The sequence below is a fragment of the Spirillospora albida genome, assembly GCF_000718255.1.
GTDB classification, from domain to species: Bacteria; Actinomycetota; Actinomycetes; order Streptosporangiales; family Streptosporangiaceae; genus Spirillospora; species Spirillospora albida.
On record NZ_JOFJ01000015.1, the window covers coordinates 93,850 to 116,766 of the forward strand.

The 22,917-nt window shown below is 69.7% G+C and carries 24 protein-coding genes; 16 read left to right on the top strand and 8 right to left on the bottom strand.

The window, feature by feature from the left end; genetic code table 11:
- Nucleotides 1-81: 81 nt before the first annotated feature.
- Nucleotides 82-987 (bottom strand): TauD/TfdA dioxygenase family protein, encoded by a 906-nt coding sequence (locus IE99_RS0120100; RefSeq protein WP_030172930.1) that lies wholly within the window; start codon nucleotides 985-987, stop codon nucleotides 82-84.
- A gap of 88 nt (nucleotides 988-1,075) precedes the next feature.
- Nucleotides 1,076-1,150, bottom strand: a complete 75-nt coding sequence (locus tag IE99_RS33695; RefSeq protein WP_425423842.1) for a putative leader peptide — start codon at nucleotides 1,148-1,150, stop codon at nucleotides 1,076-1,078.
- Between the two features lie 115 nt (nucleotides 1,151-1,265).
- Between IE99_RS33695 and IE99_RS33700 the strand changes: the two genes are divergently transcribed.
- The 6 genes from IE99_RS33700 to IE99_RS0120125 all read left to right on the top strand — a co-directional run bounded on the left by IE99_RS33700 (nucleotide 1,266) and on the right by IE99_RS0120125 (nucleotide 6,077).
- Entirely contained in the window at nucleotides 1,266-1,352 is an 87-nt protein-coding gene (locus IE99_RS33700) for a putative leader peptide (protein ID WP_425423843.1), read from the top strand.
- A gap of 33 nt (nucleotides 1,353-1,385) precedes the next feature.
- Entirely contained in the window at nucleotides 1,386-2,402 is a 1,017-nt protein-coding gene (locus tag IE99_RS0120105) for an ABC transporter substrate-binding protein (RefSeq protein ID WP_030172933.1), read from the top strand.
- Complete coding sequence (locus tag IE99_RS0120110; RefSeq protein ID WP_030172936.1) at nucleotides 2,399-3,214, top strand: ABC transporter ATP-binding protein; 816 nt, start codon at nucleotides 2,399-2,401, stop codon at nucleotides 3,212-3,214. Before IE99_RS0120105 ends, IE99_RS0120110 begins: the two co-directional genes overlap by 4 nt.
- The gene (locus tag IE99_RS0120115) at nucleotides 3,207-4,046 is read left to right on the top strand and encodes an ABC transporter permease (protein WP_157610407.1); all 840 of its coding nucleotides are present in this window, start codon (nucleotides 3,207-3,209) and stop codon (nucleotides 4,044-4,046) included. The genes IE99_RS0120110 and IE99_RS0120115 overlap by 8 nt, the downstream gene beginning before the upstream one ends.
- 155 nt (nucleotides 4,047-4,201) lie before the next feature.
- Nucleotides 4,202-4,684, top strand: a complete 483-nt coding sequence (locus IE99_RS0120120) for an AMIN-like domain-containing (lipo)protein (protein WP_030172942.1) — start codon at nucleotides 4,202-4,204, stop codon at nucleotides 4,682-4,684.
- A gap of 145 nt (nucleotides 4,685-4,829) precedes the next feature.
- Nucleotides 4,830-6,077 carry a peptidoglycan-binding domain-containing protein gene (locus IE99_RS0120125; protein WP_030172945.1) on the top strand — a complete coding sequence of 416 codons (1,248 nt, stop codon included), beginning with the start codon at nucleotides 4,830-4,832 and terminating at the stop codon, nucleotides 6,075-6,077.
- Between the two features lie 48 nt (nucleotides 6,078-6,125).
- Here IE99_RS0120125 and IE99_RS0120130 read toward each other — a convergent pair whose 3' ends face one another.
- Complete coding sequence (locus IE99_RS0120130) at nucleotides 6,126-8,174, bottom strand: N-acetylmuramoyl-L-alanine amidase (protein WP_030172948.1); 2,049 nt, start codon at nucleotides 8,172-8,174, stop codon at nucleotides 6,126-6,128.
- Between the two features lie 154 nt (nucleotides 8,175-8,328).
- Nucleotides 8,329-9,966, bottom strand: a complete 1,638-nt coding sequence (locus IE99_RS0120135) for a GMC oxidoreductase (RefSeq protein WP_030172951.1) — start codon at nucleotides 9,964-9,966, stop codon at nucleotides 8,329-8,331.
- Between the two features lie 176 nt (nucleotides 9,967-10,142).
- Between IE99_RS0120135 and IE99_RS0120140 the strand changes: the two genes are divergently transcribed.
- Both IE99_RS0120140 and IE99_RS0120145 read left to right on the top strand, forming a co-directional pair.
- On the top strand, nucleotides 10,143-11,216 hold the full coding sequence (locus IE99_RS0120140; RefSeq protein ID WP_030172955.1) for an NAD(P)H-dependent amine dehydrogenase family protein: 1,074 nt from the start codon (nucleotides 10,143-10,145) through the stop codon (nucleotides 11,214-11,216).
- The gene (locus IE99_RS0120145) at nucleotides 11,213-11,689 is read left to right on the top strand and encodes a carboxymuconolactone decarboxylase family protein (RefSeq protein WP_030172958.1); all 477 of its coding nucleotides are present in this window, start codon (nucleotides 11,213-11,215) and stop codon (nucleotides 11,687-11,689) included. Before IE99_RS0120140 ends, IE99_RS0120145 begins: the two co-directional genes overlap by 4 nt.
- A 12-nt stretch (nucleotides 11,690-11,701) precedes the next feature.
- Here IE99_RS0120145 and sigJ read toward each other — a convergent pair whose 3' ends face one another.
- Nucleotides 11,702-12,583, bottom strand: coding sequence for an RNA polymerase sigma factor SigJ (sigJ, locus tag IE99_RS0120150; protein ID WP_030172961.1), 882 nt, complete (start codon nucleotides 12,581-12,583; stop codon nucleotides 11,702-11,704).
- Nucleotides 12,584-12,713: 130 nt separating this feature from the next.
- On the opposite strand from sigJ, the gene IE99_RS0120155 reads away from it, so the two are divergent.
- The 5 genes from IE99_RS0120155 (at nucleotide 12,714) to IE99_RS0120175 (ending at nucleotide 18,492) form a co-directional block, all read left to right on the top strand.
- On the top strand, nucleotides 12,714-14,198 hold the full coding sequence (locus IE99_RS0120155) for an MFS transporter (protein ID WP_245623280.1): 1,485 nt from the start codon (nucleotides 12,714-12,716) through the stop codon (nucleotides 14,196-14,198).
- Nucleotides 14,199-14,304: 106 nt separating this feature from the next.
- Nucleotides 14,305-15,468 (top strand): thiolase family protein, encoded by a 1,164-nt coding sequence (locus tag IE99_RS0120160; RefSeq protein WP_030172967.1) that lies wholly within the window; start codon nucleotides 14,305-14,307, stop codon nucleotides 15,466-15,468.
- A 14-nt stretch (nucleotides 15,469-15,482) separates the two neighbouring features.
- A complete protein-coding gene (locus IE99_RS0120165) occupies nucleotides 15,483-15,926 on the top strand; it encodes a winged helix-turn-helix transcriptional regulator (RefSeq protein WP_030172970.1) in 444 nt (147 codons plus the stop codon).
- Nucleotides 15,927-16,122: 196 nt separating this feature from the next.
- Nucleotides 16,123-17,700 carry a GmrSD restriction endonuclease domain-containing protein gene (locus IE99_RS29505; protein ID WP_169744458.1) on the top strand — a complete coding sequence of 526 codons (1,578 nt, stop codon included), beginning with the start codon at nucleotides 16,123-16,125 and terminating at the stop codon, nucleotides 17,698-17,700.
- 138 nt (nucleotides 17,701-17,838) lie between these two features.
- A complete protein-coding gene (locus tag IE99_RS0120175; protein WP_030172973.1) occupies nucleotides 17,839-18,492 on the top strand; it encodes a JAB domain-containing protein in 654 nt (217 codons plus the stop codon).
- Between the two features lie 163 nt (nucleotides 18,493-18,655).
- Here the strand turns inward: IE99_RS0120175 and IE99_RS0120180 are convergent, their stop codons facing one another.
- The gene (locus IE99_RS0120180; protein WP_030172976.1) at nucleotides 18,656-18,853 is read right to left on the bottom strand and encodes a hypothetical protein; all 198 of its coding nucleotides are present in this window, start codon (nucleotides 18,851-18,853) and stop codon (nucleotides 18,656-18,658) included.
- Between the two features lie 149 nt (nucleotides 18,854-19,002).
- Here IE99_RS0120180 and IE99_RS0120185 point away from each other — a divergent pair, with 149 nt between their 5' ends.
- Genes IE99_RS0120185 through IE99_RS31360 form a run of 3 tightly spaced genes read left to right on the top strand, consistent with a single transcriptional unit; the run spans nucleotide 19,003 to nucleotide 20,238 of the window.
- On the top strand, nucleotides 19,003-19,884 hold the full coding sequence (locus tag IE99_RS0120185; RefSeq protein WP_030172979.1) for a helix-turn-helix domain-containing protein: 882 nt from the start codon (nucleotides 19,003-19,005) through the stop codon (nucleotides 19,882-19,884).
- A 19-nt stretch (nucleotides 19,885-19,903) separates the two neighbouring features.
- Nucleotides 19,904-20,041 (top strand): DUF397 domain-containing protein, encoded by a 138-nt coding sequence (locus tag IE99_RS31355; protein ID WP_084219699.1) that lies wholly within the window; start codon nucleotides 19,904-19,906, stop codon nucleotides 20,039-20,041.
- Between the two features lie 2 nt (nucleotides 20,042-20,043).
- The gene (locus IE99_RS31360) at nucleotides 20,044-20,238 is read left to right on the top strand and encodes a DUF397 domain-containing protein (protein WP_245623281.1); all 195 of its coding nucleotides are present in this window, start codon (nucleotides 20,044-20,046) and stop codon (nucleotides 20,236-20,238) included.
- A gap of 52 nt (nucleotides 20,239-20,290) precedes the next feature.
- Here IE99_RS31360 and IE99_RS31365 read toward each other — a convergent pair whose 3' ends face one another.
- Both IE99_RS31365 and IE99_RS0120190 read right to left on the bottom strand, forming a co-directional pair.
- The gene (locus IE99_RS31365; protein ID WP_084219700.1) at nucleotides 20,291-21,433 is read right to left on the bottom strand and encodes a restriction endonuclease subunit S; all 1,143 of its coding nucleotides are present in this window, start codon (nucleotides 21,431-21,433) and stop codon (nucleotides 20,291-20,293) included.
- Entirely contained in the window at nucleotides 21,430-22,917 is a 1,488-nt protein-coding gene (locus tag IE99_RS0120190) for an HsdM family class I SAM-dependent methyltransferase (protein WP_030172982.1), read from the bottom strand. The genes IE99_RS31365 and IE99_RS0120190 overlap by 4 nt, the downstream gene beginning before the upstream one ends.

The following is a 22,917-nucleotide window of genomic DNA, read 5'->3' on the forward strand; positions in this document are numbered from 1 at the left end:
TGGGTGCCTCCGGTGACCGCGTCCGTCCCACGAGCCCGGGGCGCCGGCGCGGAGGGGGGTGCGCCGGGCCCGGGGGTCCTGTCAGGCCGCCGTGGCGGTCGGGGTGTAGTGGGACGCGTCGTCGCCCTCGACGCGGTAGCTCTCCTTGCCGTCCACGCCGACCGGAACGTCACCGGCGACGGTGACGCGGTGCAGGAGGCGGGGGAGGTCGCCGTAGTCGTCGGCCGCGTAGTGCTGCGTGATGCGGTTGTCGAAGACGATCAGGTCGTTCGGCGCCCACCGCCAGCGGAACACGTTCTCGGGACGGGTGACGTACGACTGGAAGATGTCCAGCAGGGCCCGGCTCTCGCGGGACGAGAGCCCGACGACGCTCTGCGCGAACCCGCCGATGAACAGGTTCCGCTCCTGCGACTCGGGGTGGACCCGGACGACGGGGTGGGCCGTCTTCCACACGCGGGACACGAACGCCTCGCGGTGCGCGGCGAACTTCTCCGGGTCGGCGCCGGCGGACGCGGGCCGGACGTAGTCGTAGTCGTTGGTGTGGACGGCCCAGAGCCGCTCGGCGAGCAGGCGCAGCTCCTCCGGCAGGTCCCGGTACGCGGCGGCGGTGTTGGAGATCAGCGTGTTGCCGCCGTAGGGCGGGACGACCAGGCTGCGCAGGGTGCTGATCTTCGGCGGGGTCCGCACGAACGTGACGTCGGTGTGCCACTGGTCGGCGCGGCTCGACTCGCTGTCGACGGGCAGGATCTCGGGGCGCTCCTCGTCGCCCGGGACGGTGGGGTGCGCGCCGGTCAGGGCGCCGAAGCGGGACGCGAACGCGATCTGGTCGTCGTCGGTGAGGTCCTGGCCGCGGAACGCGAGGACCTTGTGCTCGAGCAGGGCGGCGCCGATCTCGGCGAACACCTCGTCGGACAGGTCGCGGACGTCGACACCGACGACCTCGGCGCCGATGCGGCCGCCGACCTTGCGGACATCGAACTGGGACATGCCTCTCCTCAGGGAAGTCAGGGTGCGCGGACCGGTCCGCGCGGGGGTGCAGGGGGATGAGAGGCCCGCGCCAGGGGCGGGCGGACGGTCAGCGCTGACAGGCCGAGGCGGCGACACGGACCAGGTCAACGTGGCGCCGGCGGGTGAGGAGCAGTTGCCGCATGGCCGCAAGCCAAGCACGCGGGACGAGCGTTCGTCAACTATTCCTACCAATTAAGTCCTGAATATTTCCTACTAAACCTATTGACTTAGTTCGATGCTCGGGCGATGCTCGCCGTGTGAACCGCCGAGCCCCCCTCGTCGCCCGGCTGCACGTCGACCTCAGGCGGCAGGCCAGCGCGCTCTGTCTCCCCCGGACGCCCTGAACCCCCAGACCGTCCACACCCGGGAGACACCCGTTGAGCACCACGAGACGACGATCCATCCTCCTCGCCGCCGTCCTGAGCGCGGCCGCGCTCGGCGCGAGCGCGTGCGGCGCCTCCGCCGGGGCGTCCGGCACCACGACGCTGCGCTACCAGGGCTGGACCGGCCAGGTGACGCCCTTCGAGCTCGCCGAGGACCTCGGCTACCTCGGCGAGGTGAAGCTGAAGTGGGTCGGCAACACCATCAGCGGCCCGCAGGACATCCAGTCCGCCGCGACCGGCCAGACCGACTTCGGCGGCGCCTTCAACGGCGCCGTCGTCAAGCTCAAGGCGGCCGGCGCGCCGCTCACCCCCGTCATCGGCTACTACGGCACCGACAAGGAGACCTACACCGGCTTCTTCGTCCCGGAGGGCAGCCCGGTGCGGGGGCCGCGCGACCTGCTCGGCAAGAAGATCGGCATGAACACGCTCGGCGGCCACTCCGAAGCCGTCCTCGACCTGTACCTGCAGCGCAACGGGCTGACACCGGACGAGGTGAAGCGCACCGAGCCGCTCGCCCTCCCGCCGGTCACGACCGAGCAGTCGCTGCGGCAAAAGCAGATCGACGCGGCCGCGCTCTCCGGAATCTTCCGGGACAAGGCGCTGGCCACCGGCGGCCTGCGGCCCGTGTTCACCGACTACGAGTTCCTCGGCTCGTTCACCGGCGGCAGCTACGTCTTCCGGAACGACTTCATCAAGCGCGACCCCGAGACCGTGCGGGCGTTCACCGCCGGCGTCGCGAAGGCCATCGAATGGTCCCGGACGACTCCGCGCGACCAGGTCATCGCCCGCTTCCTGCAGATCGTCCAGAAGCGCAAGCGGAACGAGAGCCCGGACGCGCTGAAGTACTGGCGGTCGTACGGCGTCGCGGGCAAGGGCGGCGTCATCGCCGACAAGGAGTTCACGACCTGGATCGCCTGGCTGGAGCAGGTCGGGCAGATCCCGAAGGGCGAGGTCGAGGTCGACGGCCTCTACACGAACGAGTTCAACCCGTACGCGGGGAGCGCCCAGTGAAGATCCAGATCCAGAACGTCCGCAAGGAGTTCCCGGTCCGGGGCGGGGGCGCGTTCACCGCGCTCGAGGAGACGAGCCTCGACATCGCCGAGGGCGAGTTCCTCGTCGTGGTCGGCCCGTCCGGCTGCGGCAAGTCGACGCTGCTCGATCTGCTCGGCGGGCTCACCAGGCCCACCTCCGGACGCGTCCTGCTCGACGGAGCGGAGATCACCGGTCCGGCCCTCGACCGCGGGGTCGTGTTCCAGCAGTACGCGCTGTTCCCCTGGCGCACCGCGGCCCGCAACATCGAGTTCGGGCTCGAAGGCATGGGGCTGACCCGCAAGGAGCGGGCCGACGTGGCGCGCTACCACCTCGACCTCGTCGGGCTCTCCGGGTTCGGGGACCGCTACCCGCACGAGCTGTCCGGCGGGATGAAGCAGCGCGTCGCGATCGCCCGCAGCCTCGCCTACGACCCGGGCGTCCTGCTCATGGACGAGCCGTTCGCCGCGCTCGACGCCCAGACGCGCGAGACCCTCCAGGACGAGCTGCTCCGCATCTGGCAGAGCACGGGGAAGACGATCGTGTTCATCACCCACGGCATCGACGAGGCCGTCTACCTGGGCCGGCGGGTGGCCGTCCTCACGTCCCGCCCCGGCCGGGTGAAGGAGGTCGTCGACATCGACCTCGGGTCCCGGCGCGAGGTCGACGACCTGCGCTCCAGCCCGGAGTTCGCGGCGCACCGGCACCGTGTCTGGTCACTGCTGCGGGACGAGGTCAGCGCCGCGCAGCGGCTCACCGTCCCGGCACCGCGCGAGGAGGCCCGCCTTGGTTAGCGCACTGCGAGCGCCCGTCACCCGCGAGGAGATCCCGGCCGCACGTCCCGCGCCCGCCCGGCGGGGCGTCGGGAGGGCGGCGACCCTGTTCCGGCGCAGCGTCGCGATCGTGGCGTTCCTCGCCCTGTGGGAGCTCGCGCCCCGCGCGGGCCTCGTCGACCGGACGTTCCTGCCCCCGGCGTCGGAGATCGTCCCGACGCTCGCGGACCTCGCGGGCAGCGGCCGGCTCTGGGACGACACCCGCGCCAGCCTGATCCGCGCGCTGAGCGGCTTCGCGCTCGCCCTCGCCGTCGCGGTGCCGCTCGGGCTCGTCATCGGCTGGTACCGGCCGGTCGCCGAGCTCCTCGGCCCGTTGCTGGAGGTCTTCCGCAACACCGCCGCGATCGCGCTGCTGCCGGTGTTCACGCTCATCCTCGGCATCGGCGAGACGTCGAAGATCACGATCGTGCTGTACGCGTGCGCGTGGCCGGTGCTGCTCAACACGATCAGCGCCGTCCGGACGGTGGACCCGACGCTGGTGAAGTCGGCGCGGTCGCTCGGCCTGCCACCGGTCCGGATCTTCCAGAAGGTGATCCTGCCGGCGGCGGTGCCGACGATCTTCACCGGGATCCGGCTGGCGGGGGCGGCCGCCGTCCTCGTCGTCATCGTCGCGGAGATGGTGGGGGCCAAGAACGGCCTCGGATTCCTGATCAACTCGTCCCAGCAGAACTTCGCGATCACCGAGATGTACGCGGGCATCGTCACGATCTCCGTCGTGGGGCTCGCGTTCAACTACGCGCTCGTCCTGCTGGAGCGCCGCCTGACCCGATGGCATCCGGCCGCGTCCGGATGAGCGCGGCCGGATGACGGGGGCGGGGCGCGGGGTCTCGGCGATGCGGAGCCGGGGCCCGCGTCCCGCCGCCATCCGGCGGGACGCGAGGTACCAGAGTGCGGCATGAGACGGGAGCGTACAATCCTGTGACGTAGGCCACATTCGAGGAGGACGTCATGAAACGTCGCCTGCTCGCCGCGCTCGCCGCGGCGACCACCGTGGTCGTCGGGGGAAGCACCTCGGCGGTCGCGGCCGTACCGCCCGCCGTCACCACACCGCCGATCAGCAAGGTCACGAACGTGCGCTTCGGCGCGCACAGCTACTACGACCGCATGGTCATCGACATCCGCGGCCGGATGCCCGGCACCGTCCGCGTGACGAAGCCCTACAGCCTGCACTACGACGGCTCGGGGAACCCCGTCCCGCTGGCGGGCAGGGGGAACGTCCAGGTCACGATGTGGTTCGCCGACGCGCACACGCGGTACCGCGGGCCGCGGTTCATCCGGGACCTGCGCATGCGGTTCCTGCACGGCTTCGCGCTGCTCGGCGACTTCGAGGCCACGGTCAGCTTCGGCGTCACCACGGACGTCTCCAACCCGAACGTCAGGCTGACCAAGCTCAGCAACCCGACCCGGATCGTCGTCGACGTCTGGAGGTGACCCGTTCGCGCTGAGCGGCACGCCGCGTCGGGAGCGGGGGAGCGCGCCCGACGCGGCGGAGCGGTAGGCGGCGGGCCGCGCGGAACACCTCAGATGGTGAGTGCCGCGGCCGAAGAGGGCGGAAACCCGTCCTTGGAGGTCAGCGTTGTCCCGTTTCCCCTCGTCCCGTCGCTTCTCCCTCGCCCTCGCCGCCGCGGCGGTGGGCGCCACCGCGGTCGTCCAGGTGCCCGCCTCGGCCGCCCCCGCGACGCCCGCCGTCCCCGCGGGCCTTCCCGCCGCCATCGAGGCGGCGTCCGGTTACCTGCCGCAGGTCGCCTGCGACCCCGTCACCCGGCCCGGCGCCAAGGCGCTCGGCGATCTGCTGCGCACGACCTACCCCGGCACCTCGTACGGGCTGGGGCGGTCCTGCGTCGACGGCACCACCGAGCACTCCGACGGCCGGGCCGTCGACTGGATGATCGACTCGGCCGTGCCCGCCCAGAAGGCCAAGGCCGAGGCGTTCCTGAGCTGGCTCCTCGCGACGGACGCGAAGGGCAACAAGTACGCGATGGCGCGCCGGCTCGGCGTCATGTACCTGATCTGGGACAAGAAGATCTTCGGGCTGTACCGCCCGCAGGACGGCTGGCGCCCGTACGCGTGCTCCGGCACGACGCTGTGCCACCAGGACCACGTCCACATCTCGCTCACCTGGGCGGGTGCCATGGGCCGCACGTCCTACTGGACGCAGAAGGCCGCCGCCGTCGACTACGGGCCGTGCCGTCCGAGCGACCTGAACTGGGCGCCGCCGTACCAGGCCGCCCGGACGGCCGCCTGCCCGGGTTACCCGGTCGTGAAGGCGCCGGTGGGCGCGTCCGCGCTGGTCGCGAAGCTGTACCGGTACTCCGGCGCGCAGGTCGGGCCGGGCTCGTCCGGCGTGGTCGTCACGGCCGTCCAGCAGGCGCTCGGCGTCGGCGCCGACGGCAAGTTCGGCGCGGCCACCAAGCTGGCGGTCGTGAACTACCAGAAGGGCCGCGGCCTGCCGCAGACCGGCACGATGACGGCCGACACGTGGCGGGCGCTGCTGGCCCCGGCGGTCAAGGCCCCCGTCGCGGCCCCCGCGACGGCTCCGGCTCCGGTTCCCGCGACGACCACGGCACCCGTCAAGACCCCCGCACCCGTCAAGGTCCCGGCGCCCGCGCGGAAGGCCGGCCCGCTCACCCGCTACAAGGACACCACGCTTCGGCTGGGGTCGCGCGGGGACGCGGTGAAGGCCCTGCAGAAGGCGCTGGGCATCAAGGCGGACGGTCGGTTCGGCGAGAACACCCGCACGGCCGTCAAGAAGTTCCAGAAGAACCACAAGCTCACCGCCCACGGCGTGGTGGGCGGCCGCACGTGGAAGGCGCTCGGCGCCTGACCGCGGCTGGAAGGGCCGCCGTCCCGGGGGGACGGCGGCCCTTTCGCGTCAGCGGATGTAGGCGAGCCCGTCGATGCCGACCGTGGGGCGTCCGGACGTGCCCGCCACGACGATCTTGATCGTGTGCTTGCCGCTCGCACTCCACGACCGCGTCCAGATGAGCTGGCGGTAGGACGTCGTGGACGCGCGGGTGTCGAGGGTTCCCAGCTTGGCGCCGTCGACGTAGACGTGGACGGCGCCCAGGCCGGAGCCGCGCTTGACGATGAGGCCGGCGGTCCGGCCCGTGAACGTCCAGCTCGCGCCGGCGCCCTTCGCGCTGCTGTAGAGGCCGCGGCCACCGAGGTAGGACGCGGTGGTCGTGGTCTTCCACGTGCCGGTGCGGGTCGCCGACTGCTCGTTCGTGACGCCCGCGTAGCGGCTGATGGCGGCCGTGCCGGTGTTCCCGGCGGCGTCGGCGGCGGTCAGCGACCACGACTGGGTGGTGTACGGCTTCGCGGACGCGGCCCAGCTCGTGGCGGTCGTCTCGAACGTCTTCGCGGCGGGTGACGTCGCCTTCACGGCGGCGAGGAACGCGTTGTCGGCGGCCTTCCAGTGCAGGGCGACCGGGATCGCGGTTCCGCTGACCGTGCTGCGGCGCAGGTAGAGGGCCTGGCCCGTGATCGTCGGACGCGTCGTGTCCGCCACGATCGTGTAGGCGGGCGAGGACGACGTCGTCCCATCGGCGTAGGAGCCGTGGAGCTGGACCGTGTGCGTGCCGGGGGCCAGCGTCACCGTCGCGGAGCCCGTGCCGGTGGCGACCGCCTTGCCGTCCACGTGCGCCTTGTACGTCGCCCCCTGGGCGGGCGACCACTTCAGGGTGGCGGTGCTCCTGGTGTGGTATCGCCCGCCGGCCAGGGTCGCGCCGGTCACTTCCGTGGCGATGGCCGGGACGGTGATCTGCTTCGCGGCCGTCCTGATGGCGGGGAGCTTCGCGTAGAGCTGCTCGCCGGGGCAGGCGGTCGCGAACCCGTCGCGGTGCCCGGCGATGGTGCCGAACTCCACCTCCTGGCCGAAGGGGTACTTGCCGCCGGTCCCGTCGGGCGCGGCGGACGTGAGCGTCGTCCTCGCGGTCGGGTCGGCGCCGGTCAGTCCGAGCTTCCAGGCGGCGACCTTCGCGGCGCCGTTCAGGGACGCCTGGGTGGGGGCGACTCCGGGGAGGTCGGGGTCGTTCGCGGCGGTGTGGGTGCCGAGCAGCGCGATGCCCGTCGTGTCGGTGTTGAACCCGTAGGTGTGGGCACCGTGCACGGGGCGGTCGGCGCCGCCCGCCCGGCCCTCGTAGAGGGTGCCGCACTTGTCGACGAGGAAGTTGTAGCCGATGTCGTTCCAGCCCTGGCCCTGCACGTGGTACAGGAACAGCGACCGGACCACGGCGGCCGACTCGGCGCACGTGTAGTCGTTGCCCGAGGTGGTGTGGTGGACGAACGCCGCCTTCACCGACGTGTCGTACTCCGGGGGCTCCTTGACGAGCGTCTCGTCCGCGCCCCAGGTCGCGCGGGGGACGATGGCGGGCCTGGGGGCGGTGACGTCCCGCGCCGCCATGAGCCGCATCCCGCCCTCACCGAGCGCGCGCGGGGTCGCCCCGGCCGTGCCCGGGTCGATGAGGTCGACGCGCAGGCCGACGGGGAGCGCGGCGGCGCCGGCCACCGTGATCTCGATGCCGTCGGACGGCCCGGTCCACAGGCCGCTCGTCCCGCCCCGCCCGCCGTGCTCGGGGGCGTCGGCGCTGTGGGGCTCGATCGCCTTCCAGCCGGACCACGTGCCGGTCCCGGCGTCCCGCGCGCGGAAGCGGATCGTTCCACGCAGCTCCTCGGCGGGCCTGTCCCAGGTGACGCCGACCATGCTGAACGGCTCGGTGGTGCGGCGGGACAGGCCCTTGGCCTTGCCGCCGGTCCCGCCGGACGCGGCGCCCGGCAGGTCCTCGAGGGCCCGCGAGTGGACGCGGCCGCGGTCCGATCCCGCCGTCCGGGTCGCGGTGGTCTCCGACGTGACGGTGTAGGTGACCGTTCCCGCCACGGCCAGTACCGCCACGGACGCCCCGATCGCACTGCGCTTCAGCATGCCTCTCCCGAATCCCGGCCGGCCCAATGATCATTAAGCGCAGCAAGAGTCGCAAGTGTCACACATGTTGCGAAGCGGACTAAATGGGCGTTCGGAAGAGGTCGGGAATCGGGGTCCGGCCACACGCGCCCGTGGCCGGATCCGCGGGCCGCCGTCAGAGGTCGGTGGCGATGATCTTCTCGATGTTCCGTTCGGCGAGCGCCGTGATGGTGACGAACGGGTTCACGCTGGTGTTGCCGGGGATGAGGGAGCCGTCGATGGCGTACAGGCCCGGGTGGCCGTGCAGCCGGCCGTAGTTGTCGATGGCCCTGTTGAGGACGGCGCCGCCGAGCGGGTGGTAGGTGAGGTGGTCGCCCCAGATCTTGTAGGCGCCGAAGAGGTCCGTCCGGTAGATCGTCCCCTCCTTCTGGTTGATCTTGTCGAAGATCGTCTTGGCCATCGTGATGCTCGGCTGCTTCCAGGCCGTCTGCCAGTCGAGCTCGACCCGCCCGGCCGCGGCGTTCCAGGTGAACCGCGCACGGTTCGGGTTCTTGGTGATCGACAGGTAGAAGGAGGCATAGGTCTCGATCCCGGTGGGCAGCGGCGCCACCTCGGCGAAGGCCCCGCCCGCGTCCCAGTTGTCGATGCCGGCCGTGGGAATGGACGACTGGAGGCTGCCGGTGGGGTCCCACATGTGGTTGGCGCGTCCGCACATGACGTTGCCGTTGTCGCCCCAGCCCCGGCCGACCTCGCCGTTCAGGTTCGGCAGCGCGCCGGTCGCCTTCAGCTTGACCAGCAGCTTGCTGGTGCCGACGCTGCCGGCGGCGAAGAACACCCGGGCGGCGGTCACGGTCTTGGTGGCCGTGACGGTGCCGGAGGTGTCGATCTGCTCGATGGTGACGCGGTAGCCGCCGCCGGACGCGGGGGACACCGAGGTCACCCGGTGCAGCGCCGAGATGGAGACCCGGCCGGTCGCCCTGGCCCGCGCGAGATAGGTCTGCTGGAGCGACTTCTTGCCGTGGTTGTTGCCGTAGAGGATCTCCGCCTCCAGCGCCGACCTCGGCACCGTCCCGGCGGCCTCCCGCTTCATGTACTCGAAGTCGTACACGTTCGGGACGTAGACGAACTCGAAGCCCGACCGCTGGGCGTGCTTCCGCCCGACCCGCGCGAACTGGTAGCAGTCGGTCGTGTCGAACCAGGCCCGGTCGATCTCGTTGACGCCGAGCCCGGCGTTGGCCCGCGGGTAGTAGACCGAGTACATCTCGTCGGCGTTCACCGACGGCAGGACGGCGCCGAACCGGTCGCGCCGCGGCGTGACGGCCATGCCGCCGTTGACCAGCGAGCCGCCGCCGACGCCGCGTCCCTGGTAGACGGTGATGCCGCTGAAGTCCTCGGCGTCCAGGATGCCGGTGTGGCGGGGGACCGTCTTGTCGATCGGGAAGCCGAGGAAGTTGCTGAGGGGCTGCTTGGTCTTCGTCCTGAGCCAGAACGACCGGTAGTCCGGCGTCCGGGTGTTGGCGAAGATCTTGCCGTCCGTGCCCGGGGTGTCCCAGGACTGCCCCATCTCGACCATGTGCACGTCGACGCCCGCCTCGGCGAGCCGCAGGGCGGCGACGGAGCCGCCGTAGCCGGTGCCGATCACCAGGACGGGGACGCGCGCGCCGTCACCGATCGGCGCCGCGGGCGCGGCGGCGGCCCGGGCGATGCCGGTTCCTTGCAGCAGCCCCAGACCGACGATGGAACCGGTTCCGAGCACGAACCCGCGCCGCGAAAGGCGCATGGGTTCGGCGTTGTGCGCAGTGGAGTCGTCCATGTGACCCACCTCACTCTCGATCAGGCTGGAACAGGTTCTATATCGACGTGATGGGCCGCGTCACTAGATACGCGCAAGTAACTTGCGGTCGATCACAAAGTTGTGGTATGAGATCACATAGAGTTAACCAAATGCTTGCTTGGCAGACCCGCCGGCGCCCTGTTAGATTCCGACGCATGATCTCCACGGTCGTATGGGGCACCGGGAACGTCGGCCGGCTCGCGATCCGGGCCGTCGAGGCCCATCCGGCGCTGGCGCTGACGGGCGTGATCGTCCACGATCCCGGGAAGGTCGGCCGGGACGCGGGCGACCTCGCCGGGACCGGCCGCGAACTCGGCGTCGCGGCGACCGCGGACGTGGACGCCGCCCTCGCCGCCGGGCCCCGGGCCGTCGTGTACGCGGCGTCCGGCGACATACGCCCCGACGAGGCGCTCGCCGACATCACCCGCGCGATCCGGGCCGGGGCCGTGGTCGTCACCCCCGCGCTCTACGCGCTCTACGACCAGCGCAACGCGCCGCCCGAGATGCGGCGGCAGGTCCTGGACGCCGTCGAGGCGGGCGGCGGCTCCCTGTTCGTCTCGGGCGTCGACCCCGGCTGGGGCAACGACGTCCTGCCGCTGCTCGTCAGCGGCCTCGGCGCCACCGTCGACGTGATCCGCTGCCAGGAGATCTTCGACTACACCACCTACGACCAGCCCGACTCCGTCCGCTACCTCGTCGGCATGGGCCAGCCGATGGACTACGAGCCGCCGATGCTCGCCGCGACCGTCCCCACCATGGTGTGGGGCGGGCAGATCCGGCTGATGGCCCGCGCGCTCGGCGTCGAGCTCGACGAGATCCGCGAGACCGTCGCCCGCCGCCCCCTCGACGCGACCGTCACCACCGACAAGATGGGCGACTTCGAGAAGGGCACGCAGGGCGCGGTGCGGTTCGAGGTGCAGGGCATCGTGGACGGCGTGCCCCGCATCGTCATCGAGCACGTCACCCGCATCCACGCGTCCTGCGCGCCCGACTGGCCCGTGCCGCCGGACGGCGACGGCGCGCACCGCGTCGTCATCGAGGGCGACCCGCGGATCGAGGTGACGGTCGAGGCCACCGACCGGCACGGCAACCGGGCGGCGGGCGGCAACGCCACCGCCGTCGGACGCCTCGTCGGCGCCATCGACTGGCTCGCCGGCGCCGACCCGGGCCTCTACGACGCGCTCGACGTCCCACTCCGGCCCACGCGGGCGCTCGGGAGGAAGCCATGATCGACGTCCCCGACGGCAAGGACCCCATCCAGTACGTGTGGGGCGAGATGGTGCCCGGCATCGGCCCCGCCGCCGCGAACCTGTCCCTCGCCGTGTACGCCCACACCACGCTCGGCCTGCGCGAGTTCGAGGCCGCGCGGCTGCGCGTCGCCCAGATCAACGGCTGCCTCTTCTGCCTGGACTGGCGCACCGACCGCGACGGCGAGAAGGTCGAGGAGACCTTCGCCGCCGCGGTGACCGAGTGGCGCACCACCGACGCGTTCGACGACCGCACCCGCCTCGCCGCCGAGTACGCCGAACGCTACGCCCTCGACCACCACGGCCTGGACGACGCGTTCTGGGAGCGGATGGGCGAGCACTACACCCAGCGCGAGATCGTCGAGCTGAGCATGTGCCTGGGCTCGTGGCTGGCGTTCGGCCGCCTCAACCACGTCCTCGGCCTCGACGCGATGTGCGTCCTCCCGGGCCACTGATCCGGGCCGTGCTCACTCGTCCGCGCTGATGTGCCCGAGCTTGTCCGGGTTGGCGACCGCGTAGACGCCGACGACCCGGTTGTCCGCCGAGAGGTCGAGCACCATGACGCCGTAGAGGGCGTCGCCGTCGAACAGCACCGCGCACGGATCCCCGTTGACCGTGCGGTAGCGGATGTCGACCTCGCCGGACGGGCGGCCCCTCGTGGCGGAGACGACGCGCGCGACCTTGTCGGCGCCGGTGATCGGGCGCAGCGCCGCCGTGGGGGCCTTGCCGCCGCCGTCCGTCCACAGCGTCACGTCCGGGGCGAGGATCTCCATGAGCGCGTCGATGTCGCCGCCGAGCGCCGCCGCCAGGAACCGCTCGGTCACCTCGCGCCGCACCTTCGGGTCCGCCCGGAAGCGGGGCCGGCGGGCGTGGACGTGCTCGCGCGCCCGGTGCGCCAGCTGCCGGACCGCCGACGGGCTCCGGTCGAGGATCCCCGCGATCTCGGCGTGCGCGTACCCGAACACCTCGTGCAGGACGAACACCGCCCGCTCCAGGGGCGACAGCGACTCCAGGACGACCAGCAGCGCCATCGACACCGTCTCGCCGCGTTCGGCGTGCTCGTCCGCGCCGCCGGACGCGGGCCCGAGCAGCGGCTCGGGCAGCCACGGGCCGACGTAGGTCTCGCGGCGGCGGCTGATCGCCGCCTGCCGGGACAGGGCGGTGTTCACCGCGATCCGAACCAGGTAGGCGCGCGGGTTGTCGACGTCCCGTTCCCTGGCGGCCCAGGCCAGCCAGGCGTCCTGCAGGACGTCCTCGGTGTCGGCGACGCTGCCGAGCATGTTGTAGACGACCGAGAACAGCAGCTCCCTGTGGTCGGCGAAGACGCGCGTGGCGGTTCCCTCGGGCATGTGCGGACCTCCTCGCCCCCTGAGAGGCGTCCGGGACGTCCGAGTGTGACATCGGTGACCGGAATGTGATGTAGCCCTCATCGGCGGGCCGCGATGTCACATCCGGTGCCCCGCGAGGGCTCATGTTCGCGTGACCGATTCCAAGGAGAACCTCATGACCGAAGGGTCGTTCCTCGCGACCGGACGCGGCAGGCTCACCCTGGCGCTGCTGTGCACGATCGCGTTCATCGACTTCGCCGACGCGCCCATCGTGAACGTGGCGCTCCCCGCGATACGCGGCGACCTGGACTTCTCCGTCCAGGCGCTGCAGTGGGTGCCCAGCGCCTACCTGCTCGCCTACGGCGGGCTGATGCTGCTCGGCGGGCGCGTCGCCGACCTGTTCGGGCGCCGCCGCGTGGTCGTCGCGGGAACCGTGCTGTTCTGCCTCTCCTCCCTCGCCGGCGGGCTCGCCCAGGACGCCGGGACGCTCGTCGGAGCGCGGCTCGCGCAGGGCGCCGGCGCCGCGCTGATGCTGCCCGGGACGCTGTCCATCCTCACGACGACGTTCAAGGAGGGGCGCGACCGGAACATGGCGCTCGGCATCTGGGGCGGCGTCGCGGGCGGCGCGGCGGCCGCCGGCGTCCTGCTCGGCGGGCTGCTCACCGACGGCCCCGGCTGGCGCTGGGTCATGCTCGTCAACGCGCCGGTCTGCGCCCTCGTGATCGCCGGGCTGTTCCTCCTCGTGGACGGGGAGCGCCGCACCGCGCGGCTCGCCGACATCGACGTCCCCGGCGCGCTGCTCGTCACCGGCGGGATGCTCCTGCTCGTCTACACCCTGGTCGAGGCGCCGGACGCCGGCTGGGACACGGCCCGCACCGTGGGGGGCCTCGCCGGGGCGCTGCTGCTCCTCGCCGCGTTCCTGGCCGTCGAGCACCGCACCCGCGACCCGCTGCTGCCCCTGTCGATCCTCCGCGTCAAGGGACTCGTCGCCGCCGACCTCACCCAGCTGATCGGGATCGCCGGGCTCGGGTCGATGTTCTTCTTCCTCAGCCTCTACATGGGGAGCGTCCTCGGCTACACGCCGCTGGAGACCGGGTCCGCCTACCTGCCGCTGTGCTTCGGCGTCGGCGTCGCCGCGGGCGTCGCCGGGAAGCTGACCGGACGGTTCGGCACCCGCCCGCTGATCGTCACCGGGATGCTGATCGCCGCCGCCGGCATCTACCTGCTGTCGCGCATCCCCGTCGACGGCACCTATGTCGCCGACCTGCTGCCCGGCCTGCTGATCACCTCGGTCGGGCTCGGGTTCGCGTTCGTGGCCGTCACCACCGCCGCGAACGCGAACGTCCCGGCGGAGCGGGCCGGGCTCGCCGCGTCGATGCTGAACGCGTCGCAGCAGCTCGGCGGGGCGCTCGGCCTCGCGATCCTCACCGCGGTCGCCACGTCCCGGACCAACGGCCTGCTCGCCGACCGGGTCGCGCCCCCGGAGGCCCTGACCGGCGGTTTCTCCCGCGCCCTGCTGGCCTGCGCGGTCTTCGTGGCCGCGGCGGCCGTCATCGGGCTGCGCGCCGCGAACACCCGGGGCGAGGCCCCGCACGCGGAGGGGGCGCCGCTCTCGGAGCCGGTTCCCGTCAGGTAGCGCCGTCCGGCTGTGGCGCGGGTCTCCTCCGCAGTGAGTTGTATTTTCCAACTTACTCGCCCTATCGTCGTCTCACTGGACGCGCGTTCCGGACGAGGAGGAAGCCATGCGAGACGCGGTGATCGTCGAGGCGGTCCGCACCCCGATGGGCAAGGGCAGGCCCGGCGGGGCCCTGCACGCCGAGCACCCCGCCGACCTGCTCGCCCTCACCCTGGAGAAGCTCGTCGAGCGCTCCGGGATCGATCCCGCCCTGGTCGACGACGTCATCGGGGGCGTCGTCGGCCAGGTCGGGGACCAGGCGCTGAACGTCACCCGGACGGCGGTCCTCGCCGCCGGGTTCCCCGAGAGCGTGCCCGCCACCACCGTCGACCGGCAGTGCGGCTCGTCCCAGCAGGCCGCGCACTTCGCCGCCCAGGGCGTCATGAGCGGCGCCTACGACATCGCCATCGCCTGCGGCGTGGAGTCGATGTCGCGGGTGCCGATGGGCTCCGCCGTCCTGCCCGGCAGCGACCCGTTCGGCCCCCGGCTGCACGCCCGCTACCCCGAAGGGCTCGTCGGCCAGGGCATCAGCGCCGAGCTGATCGCCGCCCGCTGGAAGATGACCCGCGAGGAGCTGGACGCCTTCGCCCACGAGTCCCACATGCGCGCGACGGCCGCCTGGAACGGCGGCGAGTTCGACCGCGAGGTCGCCTGGACGGGGCAGCGCGACGAGACCGTCCGTCCGACCACCACCATGGAGGCCCTCGCCGGGCTCAAGCCCGCCTACTTCACCCCCGCCCACGCGGAGCGCTTCCCCGAGATCGGCTGGAACGTCACCGCGGGCAACGCCTCCCCGGTCAACGACGGCGCCGCCGCACTGCTCATCATGAGCGCGGACGCCGCCCGCCGCCTCGGCCTGCGCCCCCGCGCGCGCTTGCACTCCTTCGCGGTCGCCGGAGCCGACCCGCTGCTCATGCTCACCGCGATCATCCCCGCGACCGGGAAGGTCCTGGCCCGAGCCGGTCTCACGCTCGGCGACATCGACCTGTTCGAGGTCAACGAGGCGTTCTCCCCGGTCGTCCTGGCCTGGCGGCACGAGACCGGCGCCGACCTCGCCAGGGTCAACGTGCGCGGCGGCGCCATCGCCCTCGGCCACCCCCTCGGCGCCAGCGGCGCCCGCCTCATGACGACCCTCCTGCACGCCATGGAGGACCGCGGCGCCCGCTACGGCCTGCAGACCATGTGCGAGGCCGGCGGCCTCGCCAACGCGACGATCATCGAGCGGCTCTGATCTACCCTGGGGGCATGGCGAAGGGCGTCGCACCAAGGGAATGCTCGGTCGCCGACACCCTCCAGGTCGTCGGCGAGCGCTGGACGCTGCTGATCATCCGGGAGCTGCTCTACGGCGTCCGGCGCTTCGACGGCATCGTCCGCAACACCGGCGCGGCCCGCGACATCCTCACCACCCGGCTCCGCAAGCTGGAGGAGGCGGGCATCGTCCGCCGCGAGCCCTACAGCGAGCACCCGCCCCGGTACGAGTACCACCTCACCGCCAAGGGGCGGGAGCTCAGCGACGTCCTCACCGTGCTCATGAAATGGGGCGACCGGCACCTCAACACCGCCGACCCGCCCGTCCGCTGGATCCACGTCTGCGGGGAACGGCTGGACCCCGTCGTCGTCTGCGCCCACTGCGGCCGCCCCGCGAACGAGGGCGCCCGCCCCATCGGACGCGGCGCCCTCACCCCCTGAATTCCTCAAAGCCACCGATCGTGGACGATCTGGATGCCAGAATGGTGGTAAAGGTCGGAATCGAAGACATCGGGGACCACGTGGCGAAGAGTTCACAGGAACGGGAGCACAGGCCGGTACCGGAACCGATCACGGGACTCGCAGAGCGTGTCCGTGCAGGTCGGATCAAACTTCCGAAGTTCCAGCGGGAATTCGTGTGGTCTCGCACCCAGGTGCTCGATCTGCTGGATCGATAGCGCGCAACTATCCCATCGGCAGTCTCCTCCTATGGCGCAGCCCGCTCGACCTTGCGAGTGAAAGGAGCATTGCCGGCCTCGATGTCGACGTCTATGAAGGGAAGGACGAGCCGGCTTACCTGCTCGACGGCTGCCAACGTCTATCGACGATTTGCGGTGCCCTGTACTGGGAGCCGCACGGCGACCCGGAAAGCTACTGGAATCTAGTGTACGACCTGCAGGAAGAGCGTTTTCTGCATCGGCATGACCTGGACGACGCGCCGAAGCACCAGATCCCTCTCCGATTCCTGGTAGAACCATCGGACTTCTTCCAGCGCGTCATGGAGCTGCCCAGAGAGCAGCAGGAAAGGGCGCGCGTGCTGTTCAACCGGTTCACGAAGTACGAGGTCGCGGTCGTCACCCTCGAAGCGACATCGTTCACCGAGGTGGGACGCATCTTCGAACGGGTGAACACCCGAGGCACTCCGCTCACCACGATCGAGTTCGTCCGCGCTGCCACGTGGCGGGACGACTTCGACCTCCTCGACGCCATCGATCGTGTCCGCGAGGCCCTGGCGCGCAAGCACTACGGCCATATCGAGCGCAAGCTCTTGCTGCGTTCCATCGCTGCGGCAGCCGGGCTTGGATTCGCGACGAGGGACATCGAGAACTTGCCCAACCTGGACCCTGCGGCTCTGCCGGCCGCCATCGCGGCCACCGAGGACGCGGCACGGCGAGCGGTCGACTTCCTGACGACGGAGATCGGCACGCCGACGGCCGAGGCGCTGCCCTACCCGAACCAGCTCGCCGTCGTCATCGAGATCTTCCGGCGGCTCCCGAAGCCGAATGCCCACCAGTTCGCCGCGCTCCGCAGCTGGTTCTGGAAGACCGCGCTGAGCGGCTACTACGAAGGCTGGAACGCTCGGAAGATGGCCGACGACCTTGCCGCCGTCATCGCCTTCACACAAGGTGCGACGAAGGCCATCGAGGTCGACGCTCCGGCGCTCAGCAGCAGGTACTGGTTCGCTCAGCAATACCGAAGGGACTCCAGCAGGACGAAGGCGTTCGCCCTCATGCTCGCGGCGGCGGGTCCGCGAGATCTGCGCACCGGGCAGAAGATCGATGCCGGGCGCGCGCTTGCCCAGTCCAACGACATGGAGTATCACCACTTCTTCCCCAAGGCGTGGCTCACACGGGGCGGCTTCGCCCTGGAGCGGGCGAACTCGCTGCTGAACATCGTCATGCTGACGTCGATCAGCAACCGGGCCGTCAGCGACCAGCCGCCGGCGGCCTACCTCCAGGACGAGATCGACTTCAGCGGCGAAGAGGAGATCCGTGCCCGCCTCGACAGCCTCCTGATCTCGCCGCAGGCATTCGACGCCGCGATGGCCGGCGACTATCAGTCCTTCCTGGCCGCTCGTGGCGACACGATCCTGGCATGGGCACTGGAGCTCGCTCAGGGCGGACGCGTGACCGGCCGGCCTGCCACGCCTCTCGACCCTGAGGTGGCCCGCCACCTGGAGGCAGTCGAGATTATGGACACCGACACCGACGACTGAGCACCGATCCCCAAGAGGGGTCTTCCGTTCAGCGTTACCGCGACGATGTCGCCACGATCCGGCTCTGGTCGACCGGCGCCCTTGCACGTCTGCGCTCCTTTGTCGGTGCCGCCTGCTCTCCTGAGGGCGGAGGTGCTGATGCGCGTCAAGGATCTGGCTGAGGGAGATCGGCCGCGGGAGCGCCTGCTGCGGCTGGGGGTGGAGGCGCTGTCGGAGCGGGAACTGCTCGCCCTCGTTCTGGGGGCGGGCCTGCCCGGACGGGACGCGATCGAGCTCGCGGCGGTGCTGATCGACGCCAGGGGTGGGCTGGCCGCCCTGGCCCGGACCGATCCGCACGTCCTGAAGACGCTGCCGGGTGTCGGGCCGGCCAAGGCGGCCAGGGTCGCGGCGGCGTTCGAGCTCGCACGCCGAGCGACCCGCGGAACAGAGCGGCGCACGATTTGCGGTTCTGCCGATCTGGCCGCCGTGGCCGCGCCGTTCCTGTGCGGCTTGCGGCATGAGCGGGTCGTGGTGGTCGCCTGCGACGGGAACGGGGGCGTCCTGCGCGTCGTGCCGCTGACCGAGGGCGCCGCCGACCGCAGCCTGATCCCGGTACGGGACGTACTGAGCACCGTGCTCGCGGTCGGCGGGGTGCGCTTCGGTGTCGCCCACAACCACCCCAGCGGACGCCTTGAGCCGAGTGCGGCCGATATTCAGGTGACCCGCCTGCTGTGTGAGGGAGCCGAGACGGTTGGGCTCCGGTTCATCGGCCACCTCGTCCTGACCGAGACCGACTGGGCCCGGGTGCTCTGAATGGACGCTGCCAGCGGCGCGAGCCTCCTCAGCAGTTCGTCCGGCGTGGCAGCCTCGATCAGACGGCCGGGACGGCCCGGCAGGTACGCCCACCACGATCCGGTGTAGGGGCCGTACCAGAGCTGCGATCCCGGGATCCAGTGGCGGAGGTCGGCGAGCGAGTTCACGTGCTCGGCTCGGCGGACACCGGCTCGCGGGCCAGGGCTTCCCGCAGCTCGTCCTCGGAGTCGGCAATGATCGTGCGCGGCAGGTCGGACTTCATGTCCCGCCTCACCGCGCCCCAGTGCTCGCCGCGCGCCGACAACCACACCAGCCATCCGGGGTAGTCCTGCTCGATCCGCGTCGTCGCCGTGTTCTTCATGGAGTCGTGTCCCTTCCGAGGCCGGTACGTCAGCGGCCTTCTCGAATCGAGGGACAGCCTGCTCGGCGGCGATTACGCTCGGCTACGAAGCTCCATCAACCGGCCATCAACCAGTTCGGCCCCCCGTCAACCGAGTGCCGGAGGTTCACGTGACCCGCCCCGATCACGACACCGACCCGGACGTCCTCCGAACCCACTTCGGCGCGGAGCTGCGCCGCCTCCGCCAGCGCGCGAACCTCTCGATGAACCACCTCGCCAAGGCCCTCGGCTGCACCCCGCAGTGGGTGTGCCAGCTCGAACAGTCCGACAAGCCCGTCCCCGAACAGGTCGCGCTCGACCTCGACACCTACTTCAAGACGGACGGCTGGGAGGAGGACGACGGCCACTTCCGCCGCATCCACACCGCCCTCCGCCGCGCCGGCCAGCGCCGCGCGCTTCGTCCGAGCTTCGACAACTACCGCGTGCGGGAAGCAAAGGCCATCGGCATACGGTGCGTTGCGGCCCAGATCGTGCCCGGTCTCCTTCAGACCGAGGCTTACGCACGAGGCATCATGGACGAAAGCGAACCGGCGGAGACCCTGGACGCCCGCGTCGCCGTCCGGATCGAGAGGCAGGCGATCTTCAAGCGCGCGAAACCGCTGGAGGCCCTGTTCGTCCTGGACGAGTCGACGCTCCGCCGCCCGGTCGGCGGGCCGGTGGTCATGGCGGCCCAGATCGACCACCTCATCAGCATGGCCCGGCTGCCCAACGTCCGAATCTTGATCATGCCCTTCACCCGGGTCACGCCCGCCGTCTTGGCAGGCGGCTTCATTGTGCTGAGCTTCGAGAAGGGGCCGGACCTCATCTACGTGGAGTCGGGAGCCATCAGTTCCATGACCGAGAAGCGAGACGAGACCTTCACGGCCGGGGTACATTTCAACACAGTGATGGGGGAGGCCCTCAGTCGGGGCGAATCCATCGAGTTCATGAGCCGAGCGCGTGAGGTGTACACCCGTGAATCAGGTGGGTCAGTCGGTTCTGTTGTGGCGTAAGAGCAGCTACAGCGATGGCATGGGCGGCGAATGCGTTGAGCTCGCCGCGCTGCCGGGTCGTGTCCTGGTTCGTGACTCCAAGGACTCGGAAGGCCCGGTTTTCGCGCTCACCCTTCCGGAGGCGCGGCGCCTGCTGCGCAGCATTTGTGAGGGGTAATCTTGAAAATTGCACGCGCGGATGAATGGCGGTGGCGCAAGAGTAGCTACAGCGGCGGATCTGGTGGCGAGTGCGTCGAGCTTGCCGCGACACCGACCAGCGTGTCGATCCGGGACTCCAAGGACCCAAATGGATCGGTTCTTTGTATTGCGCCCATCGCATACCAGTCGATGCTCGTCCAACTCCGTTCGCTTTAATTGACAGATCAGAAGCGACGATCACGTGACGGTCGTGGCTACTTTGGGTTATTCAGAGTCGCCCATCAAATGCGGTATTCAGCAGCGATGGACGAAGGGAATTGGTGATATCAGCGCTGCTGGCGAAGGAAAGTCCATTGCTGATCTCATCGAGCCTGCGGCCCGTTTCTTGCTGGATCTCCAATTTGGGCAGTGGGATGAGTTGTGACTCAAAATTCTTGATGCCGAGCGTTCGGTTGCGACCAGCGGATCCCGGGGAAGCGCGCCGGATCACCTCGAGCCCATGTCGGCAGGTGAAATAGTGGCGCAGATATGAGGAATCGGCGACCGTTTCGTTGACCCGATAGGTCATAAAACGATGGCTGCCGATAAATCCTTCCTCTGATTCTCCCGCCAACGCCACCGCGCCTTCCCAGGCAAACACATTACTGAAGAGCAGATCGCCGGGCTTGATTGCGAACACCCTTTTATTGCCGAGAGTCTCACCCTTCAGGGGTTCCTTGTGAAAAACTCCTCGCCCAAAGGAGCGTATTCCAATCTCCCGGTAGTCTTCATTGAGATTGGGTGAAACAGGTCGGCGGGTCAATGTCATAATGTCGCCAACCTTTGCCGAAGTGTTCGCCTGTTCTAGTGCGCTACTAATGGTTGATTCTGCGAAGGCACTGCTCAACTTGGTGCGACAGGCTTGCGCCTCTTCGACTTCGCTGACCTTGGCGAACGCTGTATCCAGTCGGGTGGCGATGCGGCGCTGCTCGTCCAGATCCGGCATGGGGACGATGGTTCCCATGAGTGCTGAGGGAGTGGTCCGCTTCCTGCGTACCATTGAACCACGTGGGGTAAGGCGGTCCCACAACGTGGGCCAACTGGCGAGGTGTGCGATGTAGGATGGTTCGGCAATCTCCTCGTTAATGTCAAAAACTGGGTATTCAGGAGAGACATGAGCACCGGAAAACTCTTCAGGAACTAAGGTGATCGCGCCTTCCCAGGCGTTAAGCTTGCTCATCGCCAACTGCCCGGATTGCAGGCGTGTGAGTGTTGAGTATGACGTTTCCGTGCCCCGAATCGTAGGCCTCTTTATCAGGCCCCGACCAAAGCTGTAGATGCCGGCGATCCGGTATTCCTCGTCTGGCAGCACTGTCACACTGGTCGAGGCGAGTCGGATGGCGTCGCCGAGCGGGCGTTCAGGCAGCTTCATCGCTCAGACTCCATGTCACCCTGCAGAGAGACGAGCAACTCCAAGATCTCGCGTTCAGTTGCGATCATTTCTTTGAGAAGTTCTGCTGGCGGCCGATGTGAAAGGTCATCATCAGTGTTGGGTCTTGGGACGTCGAGATTGTACTCGGCGGAGACGATGTCTGCGATCGGTACACGCCACGCGTTGTCGGTCTCTGCGCGGTCGGCGCGGTCCTTGCCGCCCCACCAGTCGGCACATTCTGCGAATTCCTCGTAGCGCATGGGCCTGGTCTTCGCGTAGCCCTTGTAGCCCTCGGGCGGGTCGATCTGGTAGAACCAGGTCTCCTTGGTGGGGCCGGTCTTCTCGAAGAACAGCAGGTTGGCGGGAATCTGGGTGTAGGGAGCGAAAATGCCCTGGGGAAGACGCACGACAGTGTGCAGGTTGCACTCTTCCAGGAGCTTCTTCCGGAGCTTCGTTCCGATGCCTTCGCCGAAGAGAGCGCCGTTGGGAAGGACGATCGCGCAGCGGCCGTTCGGCTTCAGCTTGCGAATCACTTCGTGGAGGAACAGCCAAGCCGTCTCACGGGTCTGATAGCCCTGGGGGAACGACTTCGCGATCGACGCCTCCTCCTCTCCGCCGAAGGGCGGGTTGGTGAGGATGACGTGTACCTGGCTGCTGGGTCCCGTCTCGTCCCGCATGAGCTGCAGCGCGTTGGCGTGCAGAATGCTGGGCTCCGTCACTCCATGCAAGATCAAGTTCATCATGCACAGCAGGTACGGCAGCGGCTTCTTCTCGATGCCGCGCAAGTTCCGCCACAGGTTCGTCTCGTGGACGATGCCTAGCTTCTTGCCTTTCGACAGCTCCGTGTAGGCCTCGACGAGGAAGCCTCCGGTGCCGCAGGCCGGGTCAAGAATGGACTCGCCGAGTTCCAGGAACGTCTGCTCGACCATGAAGCGGATGACCGGGCGGGGAGTGTAGAACTCGCCGGAGTCGCCGGCCGCGTCCCGAACCTCCTTGAGGAGCGATTCGTACAGGTACGCCATCGTGTGGATGTCGTCGCTGGACGTGAAGTCGATCTTCCGTATCTGGTTGACCAGGTCGCGGAAGAGGTACCCGGACGCCATGCGGTTCTGGACGCCGTCGAAGACCTGGCCGAGCACGTTGCGCGGGTCGCCCTTCTCGGCGCTCTTGAGCCCGCTCAAGTACGGGAGCAGTTCGTCATTGACGAACTTGAGGAGATCCGCGCCGGTGAAGTCCTCGTTGTCCGCCCAGGTACGCCACTGGTACTCGGGTTCGATGGCGGGCCGGTAGTGGTCGTCCTCGGTGAACTCGCGTTCTTGCTCCAAGGCGTCGAAGGCGCGCAGGAACAGCAGCCAGGACAGCAGGGGCAGCCGGTCCAGGTCGCCGTTGAGGCCGGCGTCCTTGCGCATGATGTCCCGCGCCGACTTGATGACCGCGCCGAGCCTTGCGCGGGAGCTGGTGTCCTGCTTCTTCGCCTTCGCCAT